General features: G+C 45.6%; 23 protein-coding genes. All 23 read right to left on the minus strand.

The window, feature by feature from the left end; all coding sequences use genetic code 11:
- Positions 1 to 274: 274 nt before the first annotated feature.
- The 23 genes from ESE_RS0101125 to tsaE all read right to left on the minus strand — a co-directional run bounded on the left by ESE_RS0101125 (position 275) and on the right by tsaE (position 26,063).
- Complete coding sequence (locus tag ESE_RS0101125; protein WP_010369894.1) at positions 275 to 2,479, minus strand: LTA synthase family protein; 2,205 nt, start codon at positions 2,477 to 2,479, stop codon at positions 275 to 277.
- A gap of 122 nt (positions 2,480 to 2,601) precedes the next feature.
- Positions 2,602 to 2,856, minus strand: coding sequence for a DUF1797 family protein (locus tag ESE_RS0101130; RefSeq protein WP_010369896.1), 255 nt, complete (start codon positions 2,854 to 2,856; stop codon positions 2,602 to 2,604).
- A complete protein-coding gene (locus ESE_RS0101135) occupies positions 2,853 to 3,872 on the minus strand; it encodes a lysylphosphatidylglycerol synthase transmembrane domain-containing protein (RefSeq protein ID WP_010369899.1) in 1,020 nt (339 codons plus the stop codon). The genes ESE_RS0101130 and ESE_RS0101135 overlap by 4 nt, the downstream gene beginning before the upstream one ends.
- A gap of 4 nt (positions 3,873 to 3,876) precedes the next feature.
- Positions 3,877 to 4,905 (minus strand): glycosyltransferase family 4 protein, encoded by a 1,029-nt coding sequence (locus ESE_RS0101140; RefSeq protein ID WP_010369902.1) that lies wholly within the window; start codon positions 4,903 to 4,905, stop codon positions 3,877 to 3,879.
- Positions 4,902 to 6,149, minus strand: coding sequence for a glycosyltransferase family 4 protein (locus ESE_RS0101145; RefSeq protein WP_010369904.1), 1,248 nt, complete (start codon positions 6,147 to 6,149; stop codon positions 4,902 to 4,904). Before ESE_RS0101145 ends, ESE_RS0101140 begins: the two co-directional genes overlap by 4 nt.
- A 160-nt stretch (positions 6,150 to 6,309) precedes the next feature.
- Positions 6,310 to 6,948: an orotate phosphoribosyltransferase gene (gene pyrE, locus ESE_RS0101150; RefSeq protein WP_010369907.1), complete on the minus strand. Its 639-nt coding sequence runs from the start codon at positions 6,946 to 6,948 to the stop codon at positions 6,310 to 6,312.
- Positions 6,949 to 6,950: 2 nt separating this feature from the next.
- Positions 6,951 to 7,670, minus strand: coding sequence for an orotidine-5'-phosphate decarboxylase (gene pyrF / locus ESE_RS0101155; RefSeq protein WP_010369910.1), 720 nt, complete (start codon positions 7,668 to 7,670; stop codon positions 6,951 to 6,953).
- Positions 7,671 to 7,675: 5 nt separating this feature from the next.
- Positions 7,676 to 8,635 carry a dihydroorotate dehydrogenase gene (locus ESE_RS0101160; protein WP_010369913.1) on the minus strand — a complete coding sequence of 320 codons (960 nt, stop codon included), beginning with the start codon at positions 8,633 to 8,635 and terminating at the stop codon, positions 7,676 to 7,678.
- 23 nt (positions 8,636 to 8,658) lie between these two features.
- Positions 8,659 to 11,838 (minus strand): carbamoyl-phosphate synthase large subunit, encoded by a 3,180-nt coding sequence (carB, locus tag ESE_RS0101165; protein WP_010369915.1) that lies wholly within the window; start codon positions 11,836 to 11,838, stop codon positions 8,659 to 8,661.
- Positions 11,831 to 12,913: a carbamoyl phosphate synthase small subunit gene (locus ESE_RS0101170; RefSeq protein WP_010369917.1), complete on the minus strand. Its 1,083-nt coding sequence runs from the start codon at positions 12,911 to 12,913 to the stop codon at positions 11,831 to 11,833. Before ESE_RS0101170 ends, carB begins: the two co-directional genes overlap by 8 nt.
- Entirely contained in the window at positions 12,910 to 14,196 is a 1,287-nt protein-coding gene (locus ESE_RS0101175) for a dihydroorotase (protein ID WP_010369918.1), read from the minus strand. The genes ESE_RS0101170 and ESE_RS0101175 overlap by 4 nt, the downstream gene beginning before the upstream one ends.
- The gene (locus tag ESE_RS0101180; protein ID WP_010369921.1) at positions 14,196 to 15,101 is read right to left on the minus strand and encodes an aspartate carbamoyltransferase catalytic subunit; all 906 of its coding nucleotides are present in this window, start codon (positions 15,099 to 15,101) and stop codon (positions 14,196 to 14,198) included. The genes ESE_RS0101175 and ESE_RS0101180 overlap by 1 nt, the downstream gene beginning before the upstream one ends.
- Positions 15,102 to 15,431: 330 nt before the next feature.
- Positions 15,432 to 15,728 carry a hypothetical protein gene (locus ESE_RS0101185; RefSeq protein ID WP_010369924.1) on the minus strand — a complete coding sequence of 99 codons (297 nt, stop codon included), beginning with the start codon at positions 15,726 to 15,728 and terminating at the stop codon, positions 15,432 to 15,434.
- A 153-nt stretch (positions 15,729 to 15,881) separates the two neighbouring features.
- Positions 15,882 to 17,732: a helix-turn-helix domain-containing protein gene (locus ESE_RS0101190; RefSeq protein WP_010369928.1), complete on the minus strand. Its 1,851-nt coding sequence runs from the start codon at positions 17,730 to 17,732 to the stop codon at positions 15,882 to 15,884.
- A gap of 302 nt (positions 17,733 to 18,034) precedes the next feature.
- Positions 18,035 to 18,349: a hypothetical protein gene (locus ESE_RS0101200; protein ID WP_010369936.1), complete on the minus strand. Its 315-nt coding sequence runs from the start codon at positions 18,347 to 18,349 to the stop codon at positions 18,035 to 18,037.
- 4 nt (positions 18,350 to 18,353) lie between these two features.
- A complete protein-coding gene (gene glmM, locus ESE_RS0101205; protein ID WP_010369937.1) occupies positions 18,354 to 19,712 on the minus strand; it encodes a phosphoglucosamine mutase in 1,359 nt (452 codons plus the stop codon).
- Positions 19,713 to 19,720: 8 nt separating this feature from the next.
- Positions 19,721 to 20,698 carry a CdaR family protein gene (locus tag ESE_RS0101210; RefSeq protein ID WP_010369939.1) on the minus strand — a complete coding sequence of 326 codons (978 nt, stop codon included), beginning with the start codon at positions 20,696 to 20,698 and terminating at the stop codon, positions 19,721 to 19,723.
- Positions 20,698 to 21,531 carry a diadenylate cyclase CdaA gene (cdaA, locus tag ESE_RS0101215; protein ID WP_010369941.1) on the minus strand — a complete coding sequence of 278 codons (834 nt, stop codon included), beginning with the start codon at positions 21,529 to 21,531 and terminating at the stop codon, positions 20,698 to 20,700. Before cdaA ends, ESE_RS0101210 begins: the two co-directional genes overlap by 1 nt.
- A gap of 11 nt (positions 21,532 to 21,542) precedes the next feature.
- Positions 21,543 to 23,594, minus strand: coding sequence for a Na+/H+ antiporter (locus ESE_RS0101220; protein ID WP_010369943.1), 2,052 nt, complete (start codon positions 23,592 to 23,594; stop codon positions 21,543 to 21,545).
- A 23-nt stretch (positions 23,595 to 23,617) separates the two neighbouring features.
- On the minus strand, positions 23,618 to 24,514 hold the full coding sequence (gene murB, locus ESE_RS0101225; RefSeq protein ID WP_010369945.1) for a UDP-N-acetylmuramate dehydrogenase: 897 nt from the start codon (positions 24,512 to 24,514) through the stop codon (positions 23,618 to 23,620).
- A gap of 17 nt (positions 24,515 to 24,531) precedes the next feature.
- A complete protein-coding gene (locus tag ESE_RS0101230; protein ID WP_010369947.1) occupies positions 24,532 to 25,065 on the minus strand; it encodes a 3'-5' exonuclease in 534 nt (177 codons plus the stop codon).
- Positions 25,066 to 25,084: 19 nt separating this feature from the next.
- Positions 25,085 to 25,594 (minus strand): GNAT family N-acetyltransferase, encoded by a 510-nt coding sequence (locus tag ESE_RS0101235; RefSeq protein WP_010369949.1) that lies wholly within the window; start codon positions 25,592 to 25,594, stop codon positions 25,085 to 25,087.
- Between the two features lies 1 nt (position 25,595).
- Positions 25,596 to 26,063, minus strand: a complete 468-nt coding sequence (gene tsaE, locus ESE_RS0101240; protein WP_010369951.1) for a tRNA (adenosine(37)-N6)-threonylcarbamoyltransferase complex ATPase subunit type 1 TsaE — start codon at positions 26,061 to 26,063, stop codon at positions 25,596 to 25,598.
- Between the last annotated feature and the right edge of the window lie 103 nt (positions 26,064 to 26,166).

A 26,166-nucleotide genomic window follows, 5' to 3' on the forward strand; every position in this document is an offset into this window, starting at 1 on the left:
TGAAAGTAAATTGTCAACAACTTATTTCAACAACTTCAATATCAATCTCATTCGATTTATATATCTCCCTGAGACAACTTAAATATCTTACCAAGCAATCAACACAATGTCAACACTTTGTTTTATTCAAGTTTCACAAGAAACGTTTCCGTTTTCGAGTGCTTAAATAATATATCGCATTCGCGAACGTTCGTCAACTACTTTAATTCATCAATTAATTCCGAACAATAAAAAAGCACGTCAGACCTAAATCTGCGTGCTTTTTGTGATGTTATTACTGTCCAACTGCTGTACTATCCGTTGCAGCACCGCTATCGTCAACAGTGGCGCTATCAGTCGCTGCCCCGTCAGTAGATGTACTGCTGCTACTTGATGCTTGTTGAATCGTCTGCGGTTGACCACCAAGTTCTGGTGCATCCGTGACATAGTCAGCCATGGTCGACTTCTGATCATGTTGATCCTTCAACGTTGTGTCTTGCTCCTTGTCCATCTGCTTCAACAACTTCAATCCATCTGACTTCTTATATGAATAATCAGACTTTTTAACCTTCTTAAAGCCTTCTGGTGTGTAGAAACGTAACAAATCTCCCGTTTGAACGTTATCTGAGTACGTTAACATCTTATTAACGTACGCCTGCGTCTGGTCAATGATTTCCTTTGCGCGTGGATCTTCCTTTGGATTTATCTTCGTACCAGTCGTTGTGACATAGTAATTGCCACCATACTTCATGTACTCTGCTGATACCCAATCACCATTACGGAATGGCACAACTTGCTTACGGTTTGTTGCCAACAAGTCCTGGCCAAATTGCACATCATTCGCTGTTGAGACACCTAGTAGATGCAACAACGTTGGCATAACGTCAATTTCTCCACCATACGTGTGGTTCACGCCACCCTGCAAACCAGGTGCGTGCACAATAAATGGCACCTTTTGCCAGTTCGCAAGGTCGTACTTGTTAACTGAACTCTTACCCATCAACTTAGCAATTGCAGCTGGATGGTTTTCAGAAATACCATAGTGATCACCATACAAAACAATCATTGACTTATCATACAAGCCAGATTTCTTCATCCAATTTAAGAACTCAGCAAATGACTGATCTAGGTAACGGGCCGTTTGCACATACCCATCAACCGTCTTATCACCTGTCGTTGTCTTTTCAATTGAAATGTTCTGCTTATCCAAGTCATATGGATAGTGGTTAGTAACCGTAATCAGCTTTGCATAGAATGGTTGTGGCAACTGTTCAACATACTTAGCTGCATCTTGCAAGAAAATCTTATCCTTCATACCGTAGCCGATGTTGTAGCTGGCATTATCAGCATCCTTGTAATATGGCTTACTAAAGAAGTAATCATATCCCCATGACTTATAGGTATTATCACGATTCCAGAACGACGCGACGTCCCCGTGGAAGGCAGCCGTTGTATAACCTTGCTGGTCAAGCCATGCTGGTACTGCTTGGTACGTATTTGACGTACCATAGTTAACCATCGCTGAGCCCGAAGCGGTCCCAAACAATCCGGTTTCCAACATCATTTCAGCATCAGCTGTCTTTCCTTGACCAACTTCATTGTAGAAATTATCAAATGCTAATGTGTTTTGATCATGGTAGAACTTATTGAGGTTAGGTGTCACCTCTACCCCATTAACCTTGTAATCAATCAAGAATTGTTGGAATGATTCCAAGTGGAACATGATCACGTTCTTGCCCTTCTCCTTACCGAAGTAAACAGAATTCTGCAACGTACTATTGTTCTTCACGAATTGCTTAATCTTATCCAAGTCAGAGGCTTTCGCTTCCTTCTTAACATCTGCCGTTTGTTTTGTCTTAAAGACGTTATAGGCCGCGTATTCATTCAAACCCAAATACTTAACAATGTAGTTGTTATCAAATGTTCGCGTCAGTAAGCCTGAGCGATCCTTTGACGAAATACCGTAGCCAACCAGCATCAACAAGATACCAAACACGGTCGTTAATGCGGCAAATCGCTTTTGGACGGCCGTCTTGTCGACCTTAATGACCTTCGTTAACAACAAAACAATCAACACAATAATATCCAAAAAGACCAGGAAATCCGATCCTTGAATAATACCTGCAATTGACTTGCTCAAGTTATTTTCGACTGAGCCACCAGAATTCATAATATTCAACGACAAAAAGTCGGAGAACTCACGATAGTACAAGATATTAGCAAACAGCCAAATCGTCTGTACTAAATTGATCAACAACATCAACCAGTAGGCAATTCGTCCACGGAAGTAAAGCGCAATTCCAAGCAAAATAATTGCTGTTGGAATTGGATTCAAAAATAGCAAGAACTCTTGCAAAGATCCGCTAACTCCCAGTGAAAATTTCGTCTTATATGCCCAGTAGGTTTTTAACCAAACCAAGAACACGGACAACAAGAAGAAGCCAACCGTTGAGTTAAAGTCCGGCCACCATTTTTTGATAGCTGAAATTACTCGTTGCATTTTATTACGCTCCATTTTATCTCGAACGACAATCCGTTCTTAAATTATATTCTTTCAGTATACAGCTGTTCCATTAACGAAACATAAAAGAGACTTAATGATACCAACTTTTCGTCACAGTTTTAAAAGGTCTCCTTAAAGTCCTGCAACGCTTCATAAATGTCGATTGCAACCAAATCTGCGTCATCAAACGCAAAACGTCGGTTATTATCACGTAGTCCCTCAACTGCAAATGTTTGTGATGGCCGATCATACATGACTGTAACAACTGTGACCCCGAATGCATCAAAATGTCGTGTTTGCACATCATCACGGTCATCGACCATCATGGCACGAATACGTTGAGCGATTTGTACCAAATCACTTTCTCGACTCACTCTTTTCCTCTTTCTATCTTATCGGCACTTAAGCTGAAGGCTAGGATGCCTGCAAACATCCCCATATAGTAGGTAATCAGGCGCCAAATCGCCATGGCAAATACAAGTAACGCTGCATTAGGCAAGAACTGTGCGAATAACATCGCAAAACCAGCCTCGGCCCCACCCGTTCCACCTGGAATCGGAAACAGCGAAATGACCATGACAATCAAAATGTGAAAGGCCGTTACCAAGATAACGTTAACATGTGACACACCCAACCCTAGCATTATGAAGTACGGAATTAGGTAATAAACCATCATTTGGAAGAACGTCACCACGATGGCCCGCCACAAAGCCGGCCAATCATGACTCATCCGAACACTCTCTTGATGGAAATTCACAATCTTAGCATCAACCGTTTCCCGCCAAGCAGTCGCTTTATCAGGTTTAAACCGCTGAATCGGCTTAAACAGCCACTGCACCAACGTATTAGTTAGTGCTGGCCAATACATGACTAACAACAAACCAACAATGACTGCCAAATGCACCAAAAACCCTAAAATTACAAATAATGCCCAAGCATGGAGCTTATCCGCAATATACTGGTAGCCAATCACCAACGCCAGGATAAAGTTCACGACAATCATGCCTTGATATACGACAAATTTCATCAATAGAATTGAACCGGCACGGCCGGGGTCAATTCCAGCCTGTGCCATTGTAATCATCTGCATTGGCTGACCACCGGTGGCAAACGGCGTAATACCGTTACCAAACTGTTCAACCAACGGTACCCGAATGGCATCCTTCCAGCTTAATTTCTCATGTGCATCGTTAACAAAGACCTTAACAACGACTGCCTCAAGCAACAAATAGATCACCATGACGCCAACGGCGACCAGAAGCCACCACCAGTTAGTCTGCCGTAAATCTTGAGTAAACTCATGCAAATTCACCGTACGAAATGACCAGTAAAAGATGCCTAGGCCGATTAACAGCATAATAACAAAGACAATCCCATTACGTTTTGTCATCTAGCTACCTCTTTCCTAGTGCAGCCTGTTCCGTGTAGAACTTTTGCCAGATGCCCGCGACATAATCGGCCGAATAACGTTCTGAAGCCGCGAGTGCCTGTTCTGACAAACGTTGCCGCAAATCTGAATCAATCGCTAAGGTTGCAAGCTCTTGTTGCATATCCGCTTTATCTTTAGCCGGCAAATAGTAGCCGTCAATAATCGCTCGGTACAAATCTAAGTCACGCAAGACTGTCGGTGTCCCTGTGCTAAATGCTTCCAACGCTGACATTGGGAACAATTCCGAATAACTTGGTAATAAGAAAACGTCAGCAACGTTGTAATACCCGTTAATGACTGCGCGATCTACAATCCCTGGGAATTTTAGATTAGCTGGTGGATCAGCGAGAACCTTTTTCAATTCATCATAACCGGCTGTAATTGAGCCAAATGAAAAGCCCCCTACCCAAACAAAGGTCCACTGTGGATTTTCTCGTGCCAGTGCAATGAAGTCCCAAATCCCTTTGCGTTCTTGAATTTGGCCAACACCCAACACCACAAATGCCTCTTGGTCGATGCCAAACTGCTGACGTAAAGTCTGCTTTTGCTCTAGTGGCAACGGATGGAATTGCGTCTTGGTAACAAAATTCGGAATATAGGTAATTTTGTCCCGCTTAACGCCTAAAGCCACCAACTTCTCAATGAACGTTGGATTAACCACCACAATGTGATCCATACGCTTGTAAAACGCCATCACATACCAGTAGAAAATATTTTTAACCGGCCAGTGCAATAAGATTGACCCGTCCAATGTTTCAGGTAAGAAGTGGACGTACCCAACCTTTTGACCACGTCCTGGCAGGAAGGTATTCAGGTAGAACCAAAAATCAATTGTATGATAGTGACTTACATCAGCTGGTGCCAATGAATTAAAGCGTAATTTAAAGCTGTCTTTAAAACGGGTCGTTAGTAAATTAACCAACTCGCGGTACGCTGAACCCACCCCTTGTCCTGGCACGGTTTCAGCTGATGAAAACATCGTTATTTTAATCATGAGTTATCACGTCGGAAGGGATTGCGAAGCAAGAATGTCTTTGAGTACTCAACGTCATTTGCTTCAGCTGCTTCCGTATCCTCCTCTTCATGGTAGACTGCCAATGCTTCTGCGTAAAAATCAATCACCCGCTTACCAAAGGTCCGTTCATCAATTTCATGCAGTACTTGTTGACGGGCGTCTGGATTACCAATGACTGTCCCCATCTCTTTTGCTTGCAAGTACGAGACCATCGGTTCTAATAATTGAAAGCTATCGTCAACCAGTTGCCCAATATTTTTATCAGTCACAATCGTGTCTAAGTACGGACTGTGAATGGCAACAACCGGCGTATCAGCCGTCATGGCTTCGATAAAAGTCAGCCCTTGCGTTTCTGATACTGAAGCTGAGACGAACACGTCCCCCATCTTATAGTAGCCATAAACGTCATTATGATTAACTTCACCAGTAAAAATGACATGATCCGTAATTTCCAAGGCCGAAACGTGTTCCTGGAGGGCTTCCATTGCTGGACCGCCACCGACAATCACGAACTTTGCTTCAGGCACTGTTTCTAACGCTTCCGCAAAAACCGATAAGGCGTCATCCAAGTTCTTTTCAAACGCTACGCGCCCAAGTGACAAGACAACCGGTGTATCTGGCGCCAAACCTAACTCACCCCGTAGCTTAGCACTTGTGTCTTCATTAGCACCATGTAGCACATTAACGCCAGTCGGAATGATTTCGATTGGTGCTTTAACCTTATACTTGGTTAATGTGTCGTAAGTTTGGCGTGATGGTGAGATAATTCCTGTCATTCCCGCCATAAAATTGCGGGCAATCACAGCAACACTACCTGGCCGAATAATTTTACCATTCGCAATATAGTGCAAATAGTCCTCGTAATTTGTATGAAATGTATGTACGACCGGAATCTTCAGTTGGCGGGCAACAAACTTACCAATGACGCCCAACGAAAATTCAGTTTGCGTGTGCACTAAGTCCAATTCCAATTTTTTCGCTAATTGCACCGCTTGAATGGCCCCACGATACGTAATCCGACGATCCTTAAAGCCTACAAAAGGCAGACTCGCAAACCGATATACGTTAGGTTCCAGGGTGCCTTTTTTTACCTTCGGATCGGTAGACGTAAAAATATACACTTTATGTCCGTTGGCTTCTAATTGACGGCGCAACGTTTGAATCGACGTTGCAACACCAGAAACCTGTGGGAAATAAGTGTCCGTGAATAATCCGATATTCATAGTTGGTCACCTTTCACAAATAGTCTTATGTTCCATTTTATCAACAAAGGCCAATTTTGGGGACATTTCACCGCTAGCCTTAGCTAAATATTAACTGGTGAAAAAATAAGCGTCCGAACAACATAAAAAACCAGTCCACACTGGAACTGGTTTTTTATGATTAATTGTTTGGTTGCCAAGCTTGTGGATCTTGACGCCACTCTTGAAGTGTTGCCAAATCCGACGCTTGAATAGCCCCCGTTTGCTGTGCCACCGTTAACAATGTCGTGTAGTTCGTTAACGCATTAAATGGGGTTTGCGCTTCGCCAAAGTTTTGCGTTGCTGCTGGCAGTTCATAACTGAAGATGGCGCTAACGCCTAATACTTCCGCGCCAGCCGCTCGGGTCGCTTTAACTGCACCCAGTACCGAGCCACCTGTTGAAATCAAATCATCAATCAGGACGACCTTTTGTCCAGGTAGTACAACCCCCTCAATTTGTTGACCAGCCCCATGATCCTTGGGCTTTGACCGGACATACACCATTGGCAAATCTAGCACTTCTGCCACCCAGGCTGCATGTGGAATACCGGCGGTTGCCACACCGCCAATCACCTGGACATCTGGATATTCACGCTTAATCAACGCTGCCAATCCTTGTGCAATCAACCGACGAACAGCCGGAAAGCTGATCGTCTTGCGATTGTCAGTATAAATTGGGCTCAAAATGCCCGAAGCCCAGGTAAACGGTGCCGTCGGTTGAAGCTTGACTGCTTCGATTTTAAGCAATGCCGCGGCAACTTCTGTTTGATAATCTGTCATCATTATTCCCCCTGAAATTCAGCGACCACGCGCTGATATGCTGCAACTGGATCTGGCGCTTGTGTAATCGACCGTCCGACAACAATACCATTCGCCCCCATTTCACGCGCACGCGCCGGTGTCACAACGCGATTTTGATCGCCGACTGCATCACCTGCTAAGCGAATACCTGGTGTAATCGATAAAAAGTTCGTTGGTGTCGCTTCATGGATTGCGCGTGATTCGAACGCTGACGAGATTGTGCCAGCAAAACCAGCTGTCGCAGCCAGTTGTGCTAAATGAACCACACTCGTTAATAATGGTACTGTCACAAGTTGTGTCTCTTGCATCTCTTGTTCTGAAAAAGACGTTAACTGCGTGATCGCTAATAATTTAGGCACCTGACCATTAACCAATGTGGCACCGGCTACGGCACCCTCCCGAGCAGCTGTCATCATACGAACACCACCGGCTGCGTGAATCGTCAAATAGTCAACGCCCAGCTGGGCCAAATGATTCGTCGCTTGGGCCACGGTATTTGGAATATCGTATAACTTCAAATCCAAAAACACAGTGAAGCCAGCCGCTTTTAGTTGGCGAACAATCGCTGGCCCTTCACGATAAAACAAGGCCATCCCCACTTTTACCGCTGGCCGGACATCAGCCGGAAACTGCTCTAGAAAGGCCATTGTTTCCTGCGCGTCGGAAAAATCCAACGCAATAAATACTGGTTTTGTCATCATCTCTCCTAATGCGTCGCTTCCCAAGCCGTAACGGGTAGTGGGAACTTTGCCACCGCCCCAGTAACATCACGCACCGTGTCAAAACCATATTTATCAAGGGCAGCTGGCAAAGCCGCAATTAGCTTGGGAATAAATTGCTTATCTTCGGCTGTTTTCGTGCCAATCTGCACAGCGGACGCACCGGCAAGCATTAATTCAAGGGCCGCATCAATTGAATCAACACCGCCGACCCCAATAATTGGAATATCAACCACCGAAGCTGCTTCCCAGATCATACGCACAGCGATTGGGTGAATGGCTGCTCCTGACATACCACCAGTACCCCGGTACAAGCGTGGTTGGCGCGTGGCCAAATCAAGGCTCATCCCAACCACCGTATTAATCAGCACTAAGCCATCCGCCCCTGCATCAGCAACCGCTTTAGCAATCGGCTTTATATCCGTCACATTTGGTGATAATTTGGCGTACAATGGCTTATCCGTCACCTCACGCACGGCGGCAACTACTTCGGCCGCCGTTTCCGGATCAACACCAAATTCCATCCCACCTTTGTCGACGTTTGGGCATGACAGATTGAGTTCCAATGCCTTGATATAGTCAATCCGATCAAACACCTTGGCTAACGTTTGATATTCTAAGACCGTTTCCCCGGCTACTGAAATCATCACTGGCAGGTCTGGTAAGGCCGTCGCCAGTTCTGGCAGCACCTCATTAGCGACCGACGCCATCCCTGGATTAGCCAAACCAACTGAATTCATAATGCCACTATCAGTGCCAATCACCCAAGGTTTTGGATTCCCGCGCCGCGCTTCAACCGTCGTTGTTTTTAAGACCAACGCGCCCATTTCATTTAAGTCAAAATCTTGCAAGTGATCCAAGCCGTACATAAATGCCCCTGAAGAAGGCATAAAGGGATTCTTTAACTCCAATCCTGGCAATGATACTGAATAACGTGTTTCTTCCATGTTAGTTCTCCCCAAATAACTGTCTAGGCCATTGCTGTAACCGCAAACCCTTGTGATTCCAAGACGCGAAGCAAAGCCCCCACCGTGTCGAAGGCCGTAAAGAGTGGGACTGCATTTTCGATGGCCGCATGTCGAATCCGTTGGCCATCACTAATCGTTGCGCCATCTTGACGCGTTGTATTAATCGCAATTTGTAGGTGACCGTTTCGCAATGCTGATACCGCATTATTGTCAGATTCACTGATTTTATCAAGAATCTCAACGGCTAACTGATTATCACGTAGGTAAGCACCTGTCCCCGCCGTCGCAACCAATTGGAACCCTAAGTCAGCAAAACGCTTGGCCAACACCAGCGCTTCTTCCTTATCTTCATCAGCGACTGTCAATAGCACGTTACCAAACGTTGGCACCTTGATGTTTGACGCTTCAAACGCCTTGTATAGCGCCTTTTCAAACGTCGTGTCGGATCCCATCACTTCCCCAGTTGACTTCATTTCTGGTCCCAGCAATGAGTCAACTTCAGGTAACTTGGTGAATGAGAAAATTGGTGCCTTAACGTGAACCGTTGTTGGTTCGGGTACCAAGCCGGTTGTTAAGCCAAGGTCTGCTAAGCGTTGACCTAGCATCACTTGCGTCGCCAATTGGGCCAACTGTAAATGCGTGACCTTCGAAATAAATGGCACTGTTCGTGATGCGCGTGGGTTCACTTCAATGACATACGCCGTATTATCATGAATGACAAATTGGACATTCATCAAACCAACGGTCTGCAGTGACTTGGCTAATGCAATTGACGCTGCCACCATTTCATCCTTGACCTTTTGGCTAAGTGTCTGACTTGGGTAAACCGACATCGAGTCACCAGAGTGCACCCCGGCACGTTCGATGTGTTCCATAATACCTGGAATCACAACCGTCTCACCATCGGATAGCACATCCACTTCGGCTTCAGCCCCCACTAAGTAAGAATCGATTAAGACTGGGTGATCATTAGAAACCTTCACCGCACGCCCCATATAGTCGGTCAATTCAGCCGCATTGGTCACAATTTCCATTGCACGACCACCTAACACGTATGAAGGTCGAACCAAGACAGGATAGCCAACTTCTTCAGCTGCTGCCAACGCGCCTGGTACTGTCGTTGCCGTCTTACCAACCGGTTGTGGCAGTTGCAGCGCTTTAATCACTTGATCAAAGGCTTCACGATCTTCCGCACGATCCAGATTTTCAACCGTCGTCCCCAAAATGTTGACACCACGTGCTGCTAATGGCGCTGCTAGATTAATCGCCGTTTGACCACCGAACTGAACGACCACCCCAAGCGGTTGCTCATGGTCGATGACATTCAGAACATCTTCCAACGTGAGCGGTTCAAAGTACAACTTATCCGAGACTGAGAAGTCTGTTGACACCGTTTCAGGGTTTGAGTTCATGATAATTGCCTCATACCCTGCTGCTTGAATTGCCTTCACCGCATGTACCGTGGCATAGTCAAACTCAACACCTTGACCAATGCGAATTGGACCGGAACCCAATACCAACACGCTTGGCTTCTCACTCACAACTGATTCATCTTCCTGTTCAAAAGTTGCATAATAATATGGCGTTTGTGAGGCAAATTCAGCCGCCACCGTATCAACCATCTTGTAGACTGACTGCAACTGTAACTGTTGCCGGCGCTGGCGAATATCGTCCATCGTCATCCCCCAAATGTCCGCAATCGTTTGATCTGCAAACCCATTCCGCTTAGCCAATGCTAACGTGTCAGCATCGCCGACTTCATGCGTAAGTTGTGTTTCAATCTCAATCAAATGCAGCACTTTGTCTAAGAAAAATTCATCAATTTGCGTCGCTGCATGTAATTCGGCCAGCGTGACACCCCGACGGAATAACTCGCCAATCATAAACAGCCGATCATCACGGGCTGGCATTAACATATCCACTAACTCAGCAGTTGCCAGGTTCTCAAAACGATTGTCACGCAAACTGAGCGCCCCAATTTCCAATGATCGAATTGCCTTATTCATGGCCTCTTCGATGTTACGGCCAATCGCCATGACTTCACCAGTTGCCTTCATCTGCGTCCCCAAACGGCGGTCAGCGTTGGCAAATTTGTCGAACGGCCAACGCGGAATTTTAACGATCACGTAGTCGAGGGCTGGTTCAAACTGTGCCATGGTCGTACCAGTAACTGGGTTAATAATTTCATCCAAGGTGAGCCCAACCGCAATCTTGGCGGCCATCTTCGCAATTGGATACCCGGTTGCCTTTGAAGCCAAGGCTGATGAGCGCGACACACGTGGGTTCACTTCGATGATGTAGTACTGGAACGACTCTGGGTTCAGTGCCATTTGAATATTAACGCCGCCCTCAATCTTGAGTGCTCGAATAATTTTCAAAGCTGCATCACGCATCATTTGCAGTTCACGATCAGACAAGGTTTGCACCGGCGCGACCACAATCGAATCACCCGTGTGGATACCGACTGGGTCAAAATTTTCCATCGATGCCACAATTAAGGCGTTATCAGCCGCATCACGCATCACTTCGAATTCAATCTCCTTAAAACCAGCAATTGATTTTTCAATCAATACTTGCGTCACTGGTGACAATTCCAAACCATTTGCCGCAATCTCAGCCAATTCAGTTGGTGTGGCCGCAATCCCACCACCAGTTCCACCAAGGGTGTACGCTGGGCGCACAATCACTGGGTACCCATGCGTTGTCGCAAATGTTAACGCATCATCAACCGTCGTAGCAATCGTTGACTCAGGGACTGGTTCATGAAGCCGATCCATTAAATCTTTAAACGCTTCCCGGTCTTCCGCCTCTTCAATCGCCGTTAATTTTGTACCGAGTAACTCGATGCCCATTTCGGCCAAGATACCTGTTTCAGACAGATCCTTGGCTAAGTTCAGTCCTGTTTGCCCACCCAAGGTTGGCAAAATAGCATCTGGCCGTTCTTTCCGAATGATGCGCTCCAAAAACTCCAACGTTAGCGGTTCAATATAAACGCGGTCAGCCATTTCCGCATCCGTCATAATGGTGGCAGGGTTCGAGTTTACCAAGACAACCTCATAGCCTTCCTCTTTCAAAGACATCGTTGCCTGCGTACCAGAATAATCAAACTCGGCCGCTTGACCAATCACAATGGGTCCTGAACCAATCACTAAAATCTTTCGAATGTCTGTACGCTTAGGCATGTTGCACTCCTTGCTTTTCGTTGGCAATCATCTGCAAAAAATCATCAAATAAATACTCAGCATCGTGAGGACCTGGTGCTGCATCTGGGTGGAATTGTACCGAGAAGGCTGGTCGGTTCGTCAACTGTAATCCTTCAACTGTGTGGTCATTAATTTCTTCGTGGGTGATCTCTAACTTCGTATCAACAATTGATGATGCATCAACCGCATAACCATGATTCTGCGACGTAAAATCAATTCGGCCAGTGTTCAAATTGCGAACCGCGTGGTTAAAGCCACGGTGACCAAACTTTAATTTGTAAGTTTCTGCGCCATTGGCTAAAGCAAACAATTGGTGACCCAAGCAAATGCCCATCAATGGCAAGCGATCCTGCAACGTGCGGATAACCGGCAATACCCCCTCGACTGATTCAGGGTCACCCGGTCCGTTTGAAAGTAACACCCCGTCTGGGTTAGTATCCAAAATTGTTTGGGCATCTACTGTCGCTGGGAAAACCGTCACATTGACGCCGCGCTTGGCTAACGCGCGTAAAATTGAGTTTTTCAACCCAAAATCAATCATCGCAATTGACACGCCATCCGTTGGGTTAACGTACGTCGTTTGCGTCGTTACCTCAGCAACTTGTCGATCTGACAAAGTCGTATCCGCCAAGGTTGTCAGTACGTCTGGGGTCACTTCATCAACAATCGTGGCCTTCATGACACCGCGCTCCCGAATTTCTTTGGTTAACGCGCGCGTATCAATTCCCGTAATCCCTGGTAAATCCATTTTCTCTGCCCACTCCGCCAATGACATTTGAGAACGCCAATTTGACGGGCGTCGAGCAATTTCATGAGCAACAATTGCGCTTGCAGCCGGACGGAGTGATTCAAAATCATCCCGGTTAATGCCGTAGTTTCCAATTAAAGGGTACGTGAAAGTCAAGATTTGGCCATGGTATGACAAATCCGTCAGTGACTCTTGATACCCTGACATACCCGTATTAAAAACAACTTCACCAGTAACTGGCTTGGTTGATCCAAACCCTTCACCCGCATAAACTGATCCGTTTGCTAAAACTAAGTAGCGCTTCATAACTCCCCCTCTGCTTGATAAGCAATCTTACCGGCAACTAATGTTAGTCGCGTTTGCCCATAGACAACTTCCCCAATAAACGGCGTATTCACACCCTTAGACAAGAAATCTTGCGCATTAATTTGATATGGTGTTTCTAAATCGAACAATGCCAAGTCCGCGCGTTCACCGACAGCAACTTGTTTTGGTGCCTCTAACTGGAATGCATCAATTGGTGCTGCGTTCATCCAAGTTAATAATTGGGCTAACGTCGCAATACCAGGTTTAACTAAGTGCGTGTACAACAACTGAAAACTGGTTTCAATCCCGGTAATGCCAAATGCCGCCCCGATAAATGACCGTTCCTTCTCAGCCACACTGTGCGGCGCGTGATCAGTCGCCACCATATCAATGGTGCCGTCCAACAAACCAGCAATGACTGCTGCCCGATCTGCCGGCGCACGAAGTGGTGGATTCATCTTAAACAAGGCATCATCCCCAGTAATATCAGTTTCATCCAACAATAAGTGGTGTGGTGAGACTTCGGCCGTGACATGAATCCCGTTTTGTTTCGCTAAGCGCACCAAGGCGACAGATTCTTTCGTTGATAAATGTGCAACGTGATAATGGACGCCAGTTGCTTGGGCCAACATGAGGTCACGCGCAAGTTGGGCGGATTCAGCAAGCGGATTAATACCTGGCAAGCCCAGTTCAGCTGACCGTGCCCCCAAATTCATCACCCCACCTTTGACTAACGATTCATCTTCAACGTGCGCGACTAGTGGTCGATTCACCTTGGCTGCGGCCGTCATCGCATCAAGCATGGTGGCTGCAGTTTGCACCCCTTTACCATCATTAGTAAAGGCGATTGCGCCTTCAGCAGCCAATGCTGGCAAATCCCCGATTTCGTCAGCGGTTAGTCCTTCAGAAATCGCACCATACTGCGCAACGTGGACAACACCTGCTGCTTGATTACGTGCTTGGACAGTTTCAAACGCTGATAAAGTAGCTGGTACAGGGTTCAAATTAGGCATCGCTGCCACGGTCGTAAAGCCACCGCGGGCCGCTGCGCGGGACCCCGTTGCAATCGTCTCTTTGTATTCAAAACCTGGTTCGCGAAAATGGACGTGAATATCAACCAAACCAGGCGTTAATAATTGGCCCGTCGCTTGAATAACGCGGTCAGCCGTTACATCAAGTTGTGGGGCCACTGCCGTAATCGTATCGTCAGTCACCAGGACATCTCGTGTGACCACTTGGTCAGCCTCTACAATTTGAACCTGCTTAAACAAAAGTGTTGTCATTATTCTCCCCCTCGTGCGATCGCCGCCAAAATTGCCATGCGTGCATATACACCGTTGGTCATTTGTTCAAAAATCCGTGATTTCGGTGCTTCAACCAACTCATCAGCAATTTCAACACCGCGGTTAACTGGCGCAGGGTGCATGATAATTGCCTGTTCCTTCAACCGTCCATATCGTTCACGTGTTAGTCCATGCAAAGCATGGTAGCTAGCGGCTGAAAAATTCGTGTTTTCATCTGTATCTAAGCGTTCATGCTGAACACGTAAGAGCATCAATACATCGACCTTCTCTAGTTCTGTATCAAGCCCCGTGTACGTGCCATAGGTTTCAAATTCACGTGGGTACCATGCCTTGGGTCCACCAAATGTCACCGTTGCCCCAAGGCGTTGCAGAACCGCTGCATTTGACCGAGCAACGCGTGAATGTGCTAAGTCACCAACAATACGGATATTTAATCCTTCAAAGTGACCAAAATTCTCATAGATTGTCACCAAGTCCAACAAACTTTGTGACGGATGCTGGCCACTACCATCACCAGCATTGACCAGTTGTGGCATCAACTCTGATTGCTCAGCGACCAGCGGTTGATACCAGTCATTGATATGATGACGTAGAACAACCACGTCAACACCAACAGCCCCTAATGTCTTTAACGTATCCGACAAGGTTTCGCCCTTTTGCGTGGAACTCGTTTGTGGATCAATTGCAATCCGTTGCCAGCCTAGTTTTGTCTCTGCAACCTGAAAGCTGGTGTGCGTCCGGGTTGAATTTTCGAAGAAGAGGTTGGCCACTAATTTAGGCGTCTGCATCGGTTGACGCTTGCCTTGTTTGTAGGCTAGTGCTTCAGCAATCATGTCTTGAATTGTCGTGAGCGGCAACTCGTTCAAGTTAACAAAGTTTTGCATGGTGACTCCCTTTCTGTGCACAAAAAAACCTCGTGAATCAGTGATTCACGAGGTTTTGCTTCTGGTTAGTTTTTAGGCGGACTAATACAGTTATCCCCTTAAATTCCCCCAACCAACGGCAACCCTTCATAGCCTCACTGGACTACTTTTTAAAAGGTTATTTGTTGTTGCATTTAATATAGCACTCGCAAGTAAAATGGTAAACACGGCTAATTTTACTAGTTAACAAATTTAAACGTTTTACGTGTTGCTCTATCACGGTTTACGTTTTACTTTACATTTTCATTACAAAATAAAAAACCACCTGATCAATTATCAAGTGGTTATCAATTAGCTAATTTGTGGTTCACGAGCCATATAAACATCATCATTAACTCGGATGCGGTGGCCCCGCAATTGGAATTCTTCCACGCCTTGTGAGATAAACTTTGTTAGTTGCATCTTACCAACGTGCAAGTAAGTGGCCAGTTCAGCTTGGGTCCTGAATCGGTGTTCACCATCGACTTCATAACGCCATTCATTTGCTGCATTTTGCCATTGCTCGTGTGCCCAAGCAACCACTTCTGGATGGTCTAAATCACCACCATACTTGGCTGCGCGCTTCATCATCTCTGGAATCCAATTCATGTCCCTTACCTCTCTTTTCTAAGCACATCCTGTTTCTCGTTTTGCTATGTACCTAGAGTAAGGTATCCCCTGCCATTTCAGCCAAAAAGTTCCAAAAACGATACAAATTTCACCGTTTTGTTCAGGCTGTCAAGCTAATGGTTTTATGAATTGTCATTTTGTTGAGGTATCTCCCTCTTTTAAAACTGTCGCAAAGTGATGCTTCAATGTATCAGCAATGAAATTTCTGTTTTTTGGAAACAGCGGTTTGCCCGTTAAAACTTGATAATCGGTCACAAACGTTTCGAACGCCGCCAACCCCGCGGCCGGATTGGTAAACATCATCTCGTAGTAGTCAAAGACGTCGACTCGCCAGCGCCAAGTGGCAAAGTGGAAAATTTGCGGATCACGCTCCCGTTCGCCAGCAACCACGGTCATGATTTTATCAAAATCTGCTCGTTGGTTTAAAATGACGGCCTTCAGTAAAGAATACTCGGCATTATTCAGAACTGAACTAATCGGTGCTCGAAATACATTGCGATGATGCATGTACTCATCTGCAATCCTCAGGCGTTTTATCACCATCTCAACATCATCAATGTCGATAAATGAATACATCACTAGCCGATGCTCCGCTTCATGCCATTCATCCAGTTTTAATAAGTAGTCCGTAATTGTCCGTGCTAAGTCTAATTGCACAATGCTCGTCGGATCAAAATCAGATAGTTGTTGGTTGACATAGACTTGAAATTCAAGTGCCGTTTCATAATCAGCATTACTATGCGAGATTTCATAATGATCCAAAGCCTCTGTGACCACTGTTTGATAATCGGTTGGATCCACCAAGAATGCTGCGAAACGTTCCCGCGCTCGGGACGTTGGATTTTTAAAGAAGAACACCGTTAAATCAGCAGGCAACAACCGTAAGTAGGTCATCATTTCGAACAAATCATTTAAGCGGATGACCACGTCCTGATGCATAATACGATATAACTTTGACCGCGTGATGCCGTATTCTTCTAACTCGCTCCCGGTAATTCGTTTCCCTTTCAACAAAATTTGGAGCGCATCGCCAAAGTTATCTGCTAACTCCGCCGACTGAATATGGGCATAATCTGTCGTAAACATTGACTTACCATTAACAGCCATGTGTGAACGCTTCATCGTTAAGGCTTGCCATAAACCAGGAAACGATAAGGTATCGTAGGTTAATTTAATTTCAACCACCCCACGCGCAATCGCAACATTTAGCCAACTTCGGAATTGTTGTTCCGCTGCCGGACTATCAACTGTGTAGTATGCTTTCAACATCTTGGCAAATTCGCGTAGCATAAACAATTCAATATTTGACGGGCGCGCAGGTTGATTTTCAATTGCCTCTAAAACAAATAACATTGTCGGCCAAGACTTAAGTGAAGGACGTGTTAGATGAACCAAGGCATAATAATGAATCCGTAAAATAGTGAGATAAATCGGCATTGGCATGTAGCCGCTAAACAACCCGATGCTTTGCACAAAAATTTCATAGAGCCGATAAAAACGCTTAGGGGTTAATGATTCAGCAATCAACGAAAATAGTTGCATCTCAAAGAACGTGAATACCCGATAATTTTTAAGTTCATCATATAATGCCGTTACATCCGGTTTACAATCAGCATCGCTCTTGTAGGCCACCAAGTAATTAAAAGCCAGACCATACTGTCGGTGTGCCACTAAATTAGACTGGGCATATTTAGCTTGTAACATATCCCGAAACGTTTCTAACTGGTCAACGGTCAAATTACGAGCACGTAATAAATTTAAATTATAGGGTTCTGGAATGACATCTGTATCAATCACCAACTCCGCAAAGGAGACCGTCAACAAATCCATCAAAATTTGCAAATCGCGAATCGACAAATCTCGTTCACCACGCATGTACGCAAAATATTTACTCTTTGAAATACCATTCGCCACAATTGTTTGAACCGACACCTGTTTGTTGCGCCTTATTTCATTAATTCTTTCAGCTAATGTCTGTGTCATCCGCGTTTCCCCCAATCGTGAACTTCCTTAATTACTAGGATACGGGACATTTTTGAAAAAACGGTATATTTTGTTTCACTTTTAGCACCATTTATTTATAACCATCGTTTTAATCCTATAATAAGGACAATATCTTGAGAAAGCGAGTTTATCATGAATCAATCAAACTGGTTATTTAATGAAACAACAACAATTACTAACGCCTTTCAACAAGCCCACTTATCACTGAGCCACACAAATAAGGCTAATCAAAAGTAACAAAAAACCCGGTCTGGCGCATCTGCCAGACCGGGTTTAATTGTTTAACTAACTTGATTCTCAGTTAGAATTTTTTGGATAACATCATCCATTTCGGGCGTCTTAGTCCATTCTGTGTATTCTTTGATGGCAACCATCTCAGGTATTTCAAAATGTTCATTAACGTACTTTTCGTATTTTTCAACGTTTCCTGAGTGAGGAATGTTAATTTTTAAAATACGAACCGATTGAATCATCCCCTGTTCAGCGGCGTATTCGGCTTGACCATTGTGCAAAAGATTGCCAATTTCCTTATAAGTCGATCCGTCGTTACGGGTAATCTCCTCAATAATATCAAGCGTTTGATAATCCGCAGCCATGTTCTTAATCCACTCCTACTTCTGCACGAACAACATCAACGATGCGATCAACATAAGCCCCAACTAATTCTTCGGTTTGAGCTTCTGCCATCACACGTAACAAATCTTGCGTACCTGAAGGACGCACCAAAACGCGACCATTGTCACCCATTTCGGCTTCAACTTCAGCAATCACTTGCTTAATCGCTTCATTCTCTAGCGCGGCCTTCTTGTCTTGGACCTTCACATTAACCAACTTTTGTGGGAAGACTGTCATCTCACCAGCTAGTTCTGACAGCTTCTTGCCTGTTGCCTTCATAACATGCAGCAATTGCAAAGCTGTCAACATACCATCACCAGTTGTTGACCAGTCCAAGAACACCACGTGACCTGATTGCTCACCGCCCAAGTTATACCCAGACTTCAACATCTCTTCGACCACATAGCGATCACCAACAGCTGTCTTAACTGATGACATGTTGTTTTCAGCCATGGCCTTGTACATACCGATGTTTGACATGACCGTTGTGACAATCGTGTCTTGCTTCAAACGACCGTGTTCTGACAAGTACTTACCGGTAATGAACATGACCTTATCACCATCGACAACGTCACCGTTTTCATCAACAGCAATCAAGCGATCACCGTCACCATCAAATGCCAACCCAACTTGGGCACCATTTTCAACCGTAAACTTCGCAATCGCTTCAGGGTGTGTTGACCCAACGCCCTTGTTAATGTTCAATCCGTCAGGTGATGTGGCCATCGTGACAAAGTCAGCGCCCATGTCAGCAAACAAGTTTGCGACTAAACCAGACGTTGCACCGTTGGCTGCATCAATGGCAATGTTCATGCCTGACAAATCATCAGGGATGGTTGTCTGCAAGTACTCTAGGTACTTAGCAGCCCCTTCAGGGAAGTCTGACACTGTACCCAAGCCTTCAGCGGCTGGACGCGGCAATGTATCTTCCGGTGCATCAAGCAACGCTTCAATTTCAGCTTCCAACTCATCTGATAGCTTGAAGCCATCCGCACCAAAGAACTTAATCCCGTTATCTTCAGCTGGATTGTGTGATGCCGTGATTTGCGCACCAGCATCTGCTTGTTGGGCACGCACTAAGTAGGCAACCCCCGGCGTTGAAATGACGTTCAAACGCAAAATTTCAATACCAACTGATAGCAAACCAGCAATCAAAGCATGCTCCAACATTTGTCCTGACATACGTGTGTCACGACCAACTAGCACGCGTGGTCGGCGTCCTTCAGCGTGGCGCGTCAAAACTGCACCACCCATGCGACCGAGACGGAAAGCCAACTCTGGCGTTAATTCCTTATTGGCAATCCCGCGCACACCATCTGTTCCAAAATAATGTAATTCAACCATAATGTTTTTTATTGCTCCTTGGGCGTAATCGTTACCGTGACCGTTGTCGGATTTACACTATCCGTTCCGTCTGGCGTATTCACCGTGACATCTTGAGATGACGCTGCCGTCACCCCGTTCAAATCGACCGTCACAGGAATCTCTTTTAACTTATTCAATACATCAATCTTACCACGAACTGTGATCTCATTTACAGAGCCCGTAAGATTAAAGTTTGAAGCCGACCCGTTTTTTGTCTTAATTTTTAGCGGTACCTGCTTGGTACCTGTCCCAGCTGTCACTGGGATTTTCACCGTCGTTACCTGTGGTGAAATGCCAACGTCAACTGGGTGTCCCTTAGCATCAAGGGCCTGCAACGTCACTGTCTGTGTGACTGACTTACTCGTGTCGCGTTTCAATTGTGCCACCGCAACCACAGTCTCTACTTCGTTAACTGCTGATTCACGTCCCATCAACTGAACGTTGTTAACTGATGACGTCACGGTACCAACGGTATACCCGTCCGCAATCGCATCCTTATTGTAATCCGTGTGAACGGTGTAATAAGCTGACGTCCGCTTATAGATCGTCACAGTTACCTTCGACTTGGCTAGCTTATACGTCAAATCGCGGTTCAAACCTGACACCTTTAGCGCCACCGTGTGTGTACCATCAGTCAGTTTTGTTAGGTCTGCATAGACTTGAAAGTTTTTGGTGTTCTTAGCTGCGGTTACCAAAGCCGACGAACCAGTCAAGGTGATATCAACTGTATCAGGCGCACCCGAAATGTAGTATTCATCCGTATCGATGCCGTTCAATTGCAACGGAACCGACACCTTTTCTGACTTTGATGACACCAACCCTTTTAAGATACCCGTGGTTGTTGCGCCACTTTCTGTTGAATTGCGTGTGGTCTTCGTTGACTGGCCATCCGCATAGACCGACATTAAGATGGCAACTAATAATGTTGCCCCTAGATAAATCAGTTTGTCGTAACTTTTTTTCATTACTTCTCACCCCGCTTAAATGTCGGTACAAAGCGTGACCACCAGTTTTGCTTGACCGCCCCATTTTCAGGCACTAATTGGCGTGTCAAATATTTGCGATAGTCCTCACGCGACAATGACTGCATCAATTCTGCATTACGCGTAATTGACACTGCCCCGGTTTCCTCTGAGACAACAATCGTCAAGGCATCCGTTACTTCTGAAATCCCAACCGAGGCACGGTGCCGCGTCCCCAGTTCCTTCGGGATCGTCGGATTATCTGATAATGGCAGATAAGCCGCTGCCGCTGCCAACCGGGCATCTTTGATAATTACCGCGCCGTCGTGCAAAGGCGTATTTGGAATAAAAGTATTAATCAACAATTGACTGGTCACTTCCGCATCAATCTTAATTCCGGTTTCGATATATTCTTCTAGCCCGGTTTCCATTTCAATTGAAATCAACGCCCCAATATGCCGCTTTGACATATATTGAATGGCATCATCCAATTCATTAATCAGCTTGGTTTCATCTTGATAAGCCTGTCGTTGCTTAAACAAGGCCGACCGACCCAGGTGTTCCAAACCGCGTCGAATTTCTGGTTGGAAGACGACAACTAGTGCAATCACACCCCAATTAATAATTTGGTCGGTTAACCATGAAATCGTGGTCAACCCAATGTACCAACTAACAACCTTCACCACAATCACAATACCAACACCGCGCAGCAGCGTAACCGCCTTAGTACCGCGAATCAGCATCATCAACCGATAAAGGAGCCACCAAACAATGACCACGTCAATAATGCGGACAATACTGACACTCTTCACCAGTGCTTCAATATTAAAATTCATTGTACTGCCCCCTACTCTTCTTCATCCGTTAATAGACCAGCTTCAGCAAAATTAATCATTTGACGAATCCGTAAGCCCGTCTCGGCGGAAATAAAGTGCGCGTCATACAAATGCTGGGTGGCTTCACGCTGTGCGTTTAGTCCAGCCACTTCAAGGTCCATGCGCACCAATGCCTCCGATTGCCCACCATTATGTTTCTGATGCTCTAAGCGTGAACGATACATAATGATTAAGTTGTAGGCTGCCGTTTGGTCAGTCTTTGACGCTTGACCATCTTCACTTGCCAAATACGTTGAAATTGCCGCAATCGCAGCCTTCGATGATTCATGACGTGCAAGCTTGTATTCCGCAATTAAGCGATCAGATGAATCGTCACTCAACCAAATGCGAATTGATCGACGGGTTGAAATCACAAAACGCTTCAATTGACGCCATGTCCGCTTGGTTTTATCATGCGTAATCAAATCATCCAAGTCCGCTTCCACACGATCAATCCGGCGATTCTCACTTGCAAATACCAATGGTGTAATTTTTTCATCAACCAAAAGCCCTCGCAATGCACTTCGTTCCGCGTCCAATGCAATTTCACGGAGGTTCATTTCGGCTTTCAAAATCGGACTAAGTTTATCGATTTTCATAAATCGCATCTGCAATTGGCGAATCTGCATTTGATAACGCAGAATAATTTCATAAGCAATGGCTTGATTTGATTCTCGACGGCGCGTCTCAATTTCACGGACGGCTGACTGCAAGACATACACACGGGCACGTGGCTCGGACATGTGCTGTGCGACCACCGCCTGCGGACTCTTTTCACCTGGCGGAACCTGCGTCTTTGGCTTTTCAGCCAGCAACGGCAAGAAAATAATCGCGGCCAACAATGAAATGATAATGACCACCGCTGCAATAAAGAGCATTAAGGCACGTTGTGGGAATGGCATCCCCGCATCAGTCACCAACGGTACCGATAGCACACCGGCCATTGTCACGGCCCCACGCACACCTGACAAACCAGATAGCAAGGCAACCCGCCATGACGCTGTTTCGTTATGGTGATTTTTTAATCGAACCCATTGGTTAATGTATGTCCAAATGACACGCATCCCAAAGATAACAACCCAGGTAATAAAGGCATACCAGATGGCCATTGGTACAGAAATCACATTGCCCAATTCAGTTGCCAATGGTAGTTCAATTCCCAAAATCACGAAAATATAACCATTCAACAAATAACCAAACACATTCCATGTGTTGATACCGACGACGTGTAACTCACCTGAATAGTCAGCGTCATTCTTCGTGTGGAGGTTTTGCACAATCGCCGAAACGACTACCGCAATAACCCCTGACGCATGCACTTCTTCAGCCAATAAGTACAGCAAGAATGGGCTAAATAATTGCAACACCACGCGCAAGACAACATCAGTCGCACCCTTTGATGATAAGAAATCACCCAGAATATTCAGTAAGAACCCGAGCACCAATCCAATCAACGTTCCCATCAATGAGATGTAGAAAAAATTACCGGTGGCGGCTAATAATGAAAAGGTTCCAGCGGATGCTGCCTTGACAGCAAAGTTAAAGCCGACCAAACCGCTGGCATCATTAATCAAACTTTCACCGGCCACCAAGTGCATGATTGACGGTGGCAATTTGGCTTGCTTGGCAATCGCAGCCACAGCGACTGGGTCAGTTGGTGACAAAATCGCGGCAATCGCAAATGCGACCGGCAACGGTAACTCTGGGACGAGGCCATAAATAATAAAGCCCCCCAGAATGGTCGTTAAAAAGACTAGTAAAATAGCATTTCCAAAGATCGCACCGCGCAACTCCCAAAGTTCTCGTTTCGGAAATCGCCAGGCGTCTGAATACAGCAATGGTGCAATAAATAATAGCAAAAACCATTCTGTATCTAATTCAATGTGTACATTTAAAAACAAAGCGGCCAGCAGACCCAAACTGATTTGGATCAAACTGACCGGCACACGTTTGAGGAAATGCGACAAAATATTACCGATGACCACCAATGAGGTTAGCCCCACAATGGTTTGTAATAGTTCCATAATTCCTCCCTTAATTCAATTCATTAGTTACCCAAAATACGAACTTCAGTTTCCAAATCAACCCCAAACTTCTCTTTAACCACCGCTTGTACGTGCTTAATCACATTGACGTAATCTGAACCCGTTGCGTTACCGCGGTTAACAATGAACCCAGCGTGCTTAGTTGAAACTTGGGCACCCCCAATTTGGAAGCCTTGTAGGCCAGCATCCATAATTAACTTACCCGCGAAGTAGCCTTCTGGACGCTTGAAGACAGACCCGCACGATGGAAACTCCAATGGTTGCTTGCTAGCTCGCTTTTGATTAAAGTCTTCCATACGTGCTTCAATTGCTGCCCCATCATCTGGTTGGAGCTTAAACGTTGCCGAAATGATAACATCGCCTGTATCTTGGACCAAACTATGACGGTAGCTGAACTGCAAGTCGGCATTGCTATAGCTTTTGATTTCACCAGCTGGTGTGATGACTTCAGCTGATTCAAGCCACCCATCAACTTGGCCACCATATGCGCCCGCATTCATGAAGACCGCACCACCGACTGAACCAGGAATACCAGCGGCCCATTCAATCCCAGCCAGGCTGTGCTCACGGGCAATTTGCGTAACATCAATAATGGTTGCCCCAGCGGTTGCCTTAATGCGGTTGCCTGACACGGCCACCTCATTCAGCTTCGTCACGAAAATCGTGAGGCCGCGCAACCCATCGTCTGTAATAATCAAGTTTGAGGCATTGCCCAACACCGTCATCGGTACGTCATGTGCAGTTGCATAAGCAACCACTTCACGTAACTCAGCGACCGTCCGGGGCCAAAATACCAAATCAGCTTCACCGCCCACACGCGTATTCGTGTACGCAGATAAAGCCACATGTTGACGAATGTCTAGCCCTGGAAAGGCTGTTATAAGTTCATTTGTGTTCATCTCTCTTATTTTCCTCGTTAAATTACCTTAACCAGTTGCTTCAAAGGATCGACCCCAAACTGTTCGGCTTGCGTTACCAAAATTCGAGCCGCTGCAACGGTATCATCTAAGGCATTGTGGTGGTGCTTCAAATCAATTTGCAAGGCATCGGCTACCGTGTTCAGCTTGTGATTTGGTAGCTGTGGATACAACTTGCGTGACGTCCGCACCGTGTCTAATGACAGGTAATGTGGGGCTGAAATGCCATAGTGGCCTAATGTCTCACGTAGTACCCCGTTGTCAAACGGTGCATTGTGCGCGATGACAAGTTGATTAGCGGTATAAAACTGCTTAATCTGTTCCCATACTTCTGGAAACTTTGGCGCATCAACAACATCAGCTTCCGTAATGCCGTGAATTTTAGTATTTCGGGCATCAAAATACGATTCCGGCTTAATTAGTGTATAAAATTCATCCACGAGTATGTTGTCACGTACAACAACAAGTGCCATTGAAACAGCACTATGGCGTTGGGCACTCGCGGTTTCAAAGTCCATTGCGACAAAATTCATAAATCGTGCACCCCATTATTTACTTCAAGTTTAACAGCATATCAAACGCTGGCACCTGTTCGCCCACACTATTTTCTACCAACGTTTCCGAATTAGGTACGCGGGTAAAGCCCACCTTTTCGTAAATATGAATTGCTGGCGCATTATGACTTTGAACGGTTAAACGAATGACATCAACCGTACTGTACTCGCGAGCCCAAGTCAGCATTTCATCAATCAGTGCTTGTGCAAGGCCAAATCCTTGGTATGCTGCCAATACGGCGACGCCGACTTCAACTTCGCGTGGCTTGCCTGGAATCGCAGCCGCCGAAATCAAACCAAACAAATCGTCTTCATCACTAGCAACCACTAAAATAATATTATTCGTGGTTGCTTGCAGAAAACTGATATTATCCGCCTCAGTAACCCCATCAATCGTTTCTAAATCTTGCGCAACCATAAAAGTTGTCGATTCTGTCTGTAATTGATGTAGCAACGCCAGCAACTTTTCGGCATCACGACCTTCAGCTGGTCGAATCATTAATTCCATGTTATTTCTCCAAAGCAGCTAAAATAGCTTCTGAACGAGGCCCGGTAGCTCGCACTGATATCGTCCGTAATAGTCCCGTCTCATCCTGGTCAAGGCGTGCCAAATCAATGATGAGCACATCTTGAGGCAATTCTGATTGAATAAACTCTGACCACTCGATTAATGCGACTCCTTCACCACCGAAGTATTCTGCCAAACCTAATTCATCACCGCCACCCTCTTCACCTAAACGATAGACGTCTAAATGATAGAGGGGAAAGTTTTCAGTTTGATACTCGCGTACTAGTGTAAAAGTTGGGCTTTTCAAAGGACGACGGATACCAAGCGCCCGCGCCAAACCTTGTGTAAAGGTTGTCTTACCAGCACCCAGATCACCATTCAACAAAATTGTATCACCCGGTTGAACCAGTTTTGCTAGTCGGGCCGCTAGCGTTTGTGTTTCTTCAACTGTGTTTACTGTTAATCTCATAATGTCAAGTATACCATTTTTAACAGGCATATTACAGGTGAAAAAGGGAGTCAACTGACCGTTTCAGGGCAACAAAAAACGCAAACTTGCACGTGGCAAATTT

The sequence above is a fragment of the Weissella cibaria KACC 11862 genome (genome assembly GCF_000193635.1).
Lineage (GTDB): Bacteria > Bacillota > Bacilli > Lactobacillales > Lactobacillaceae > Weissella > Weissella cibaria.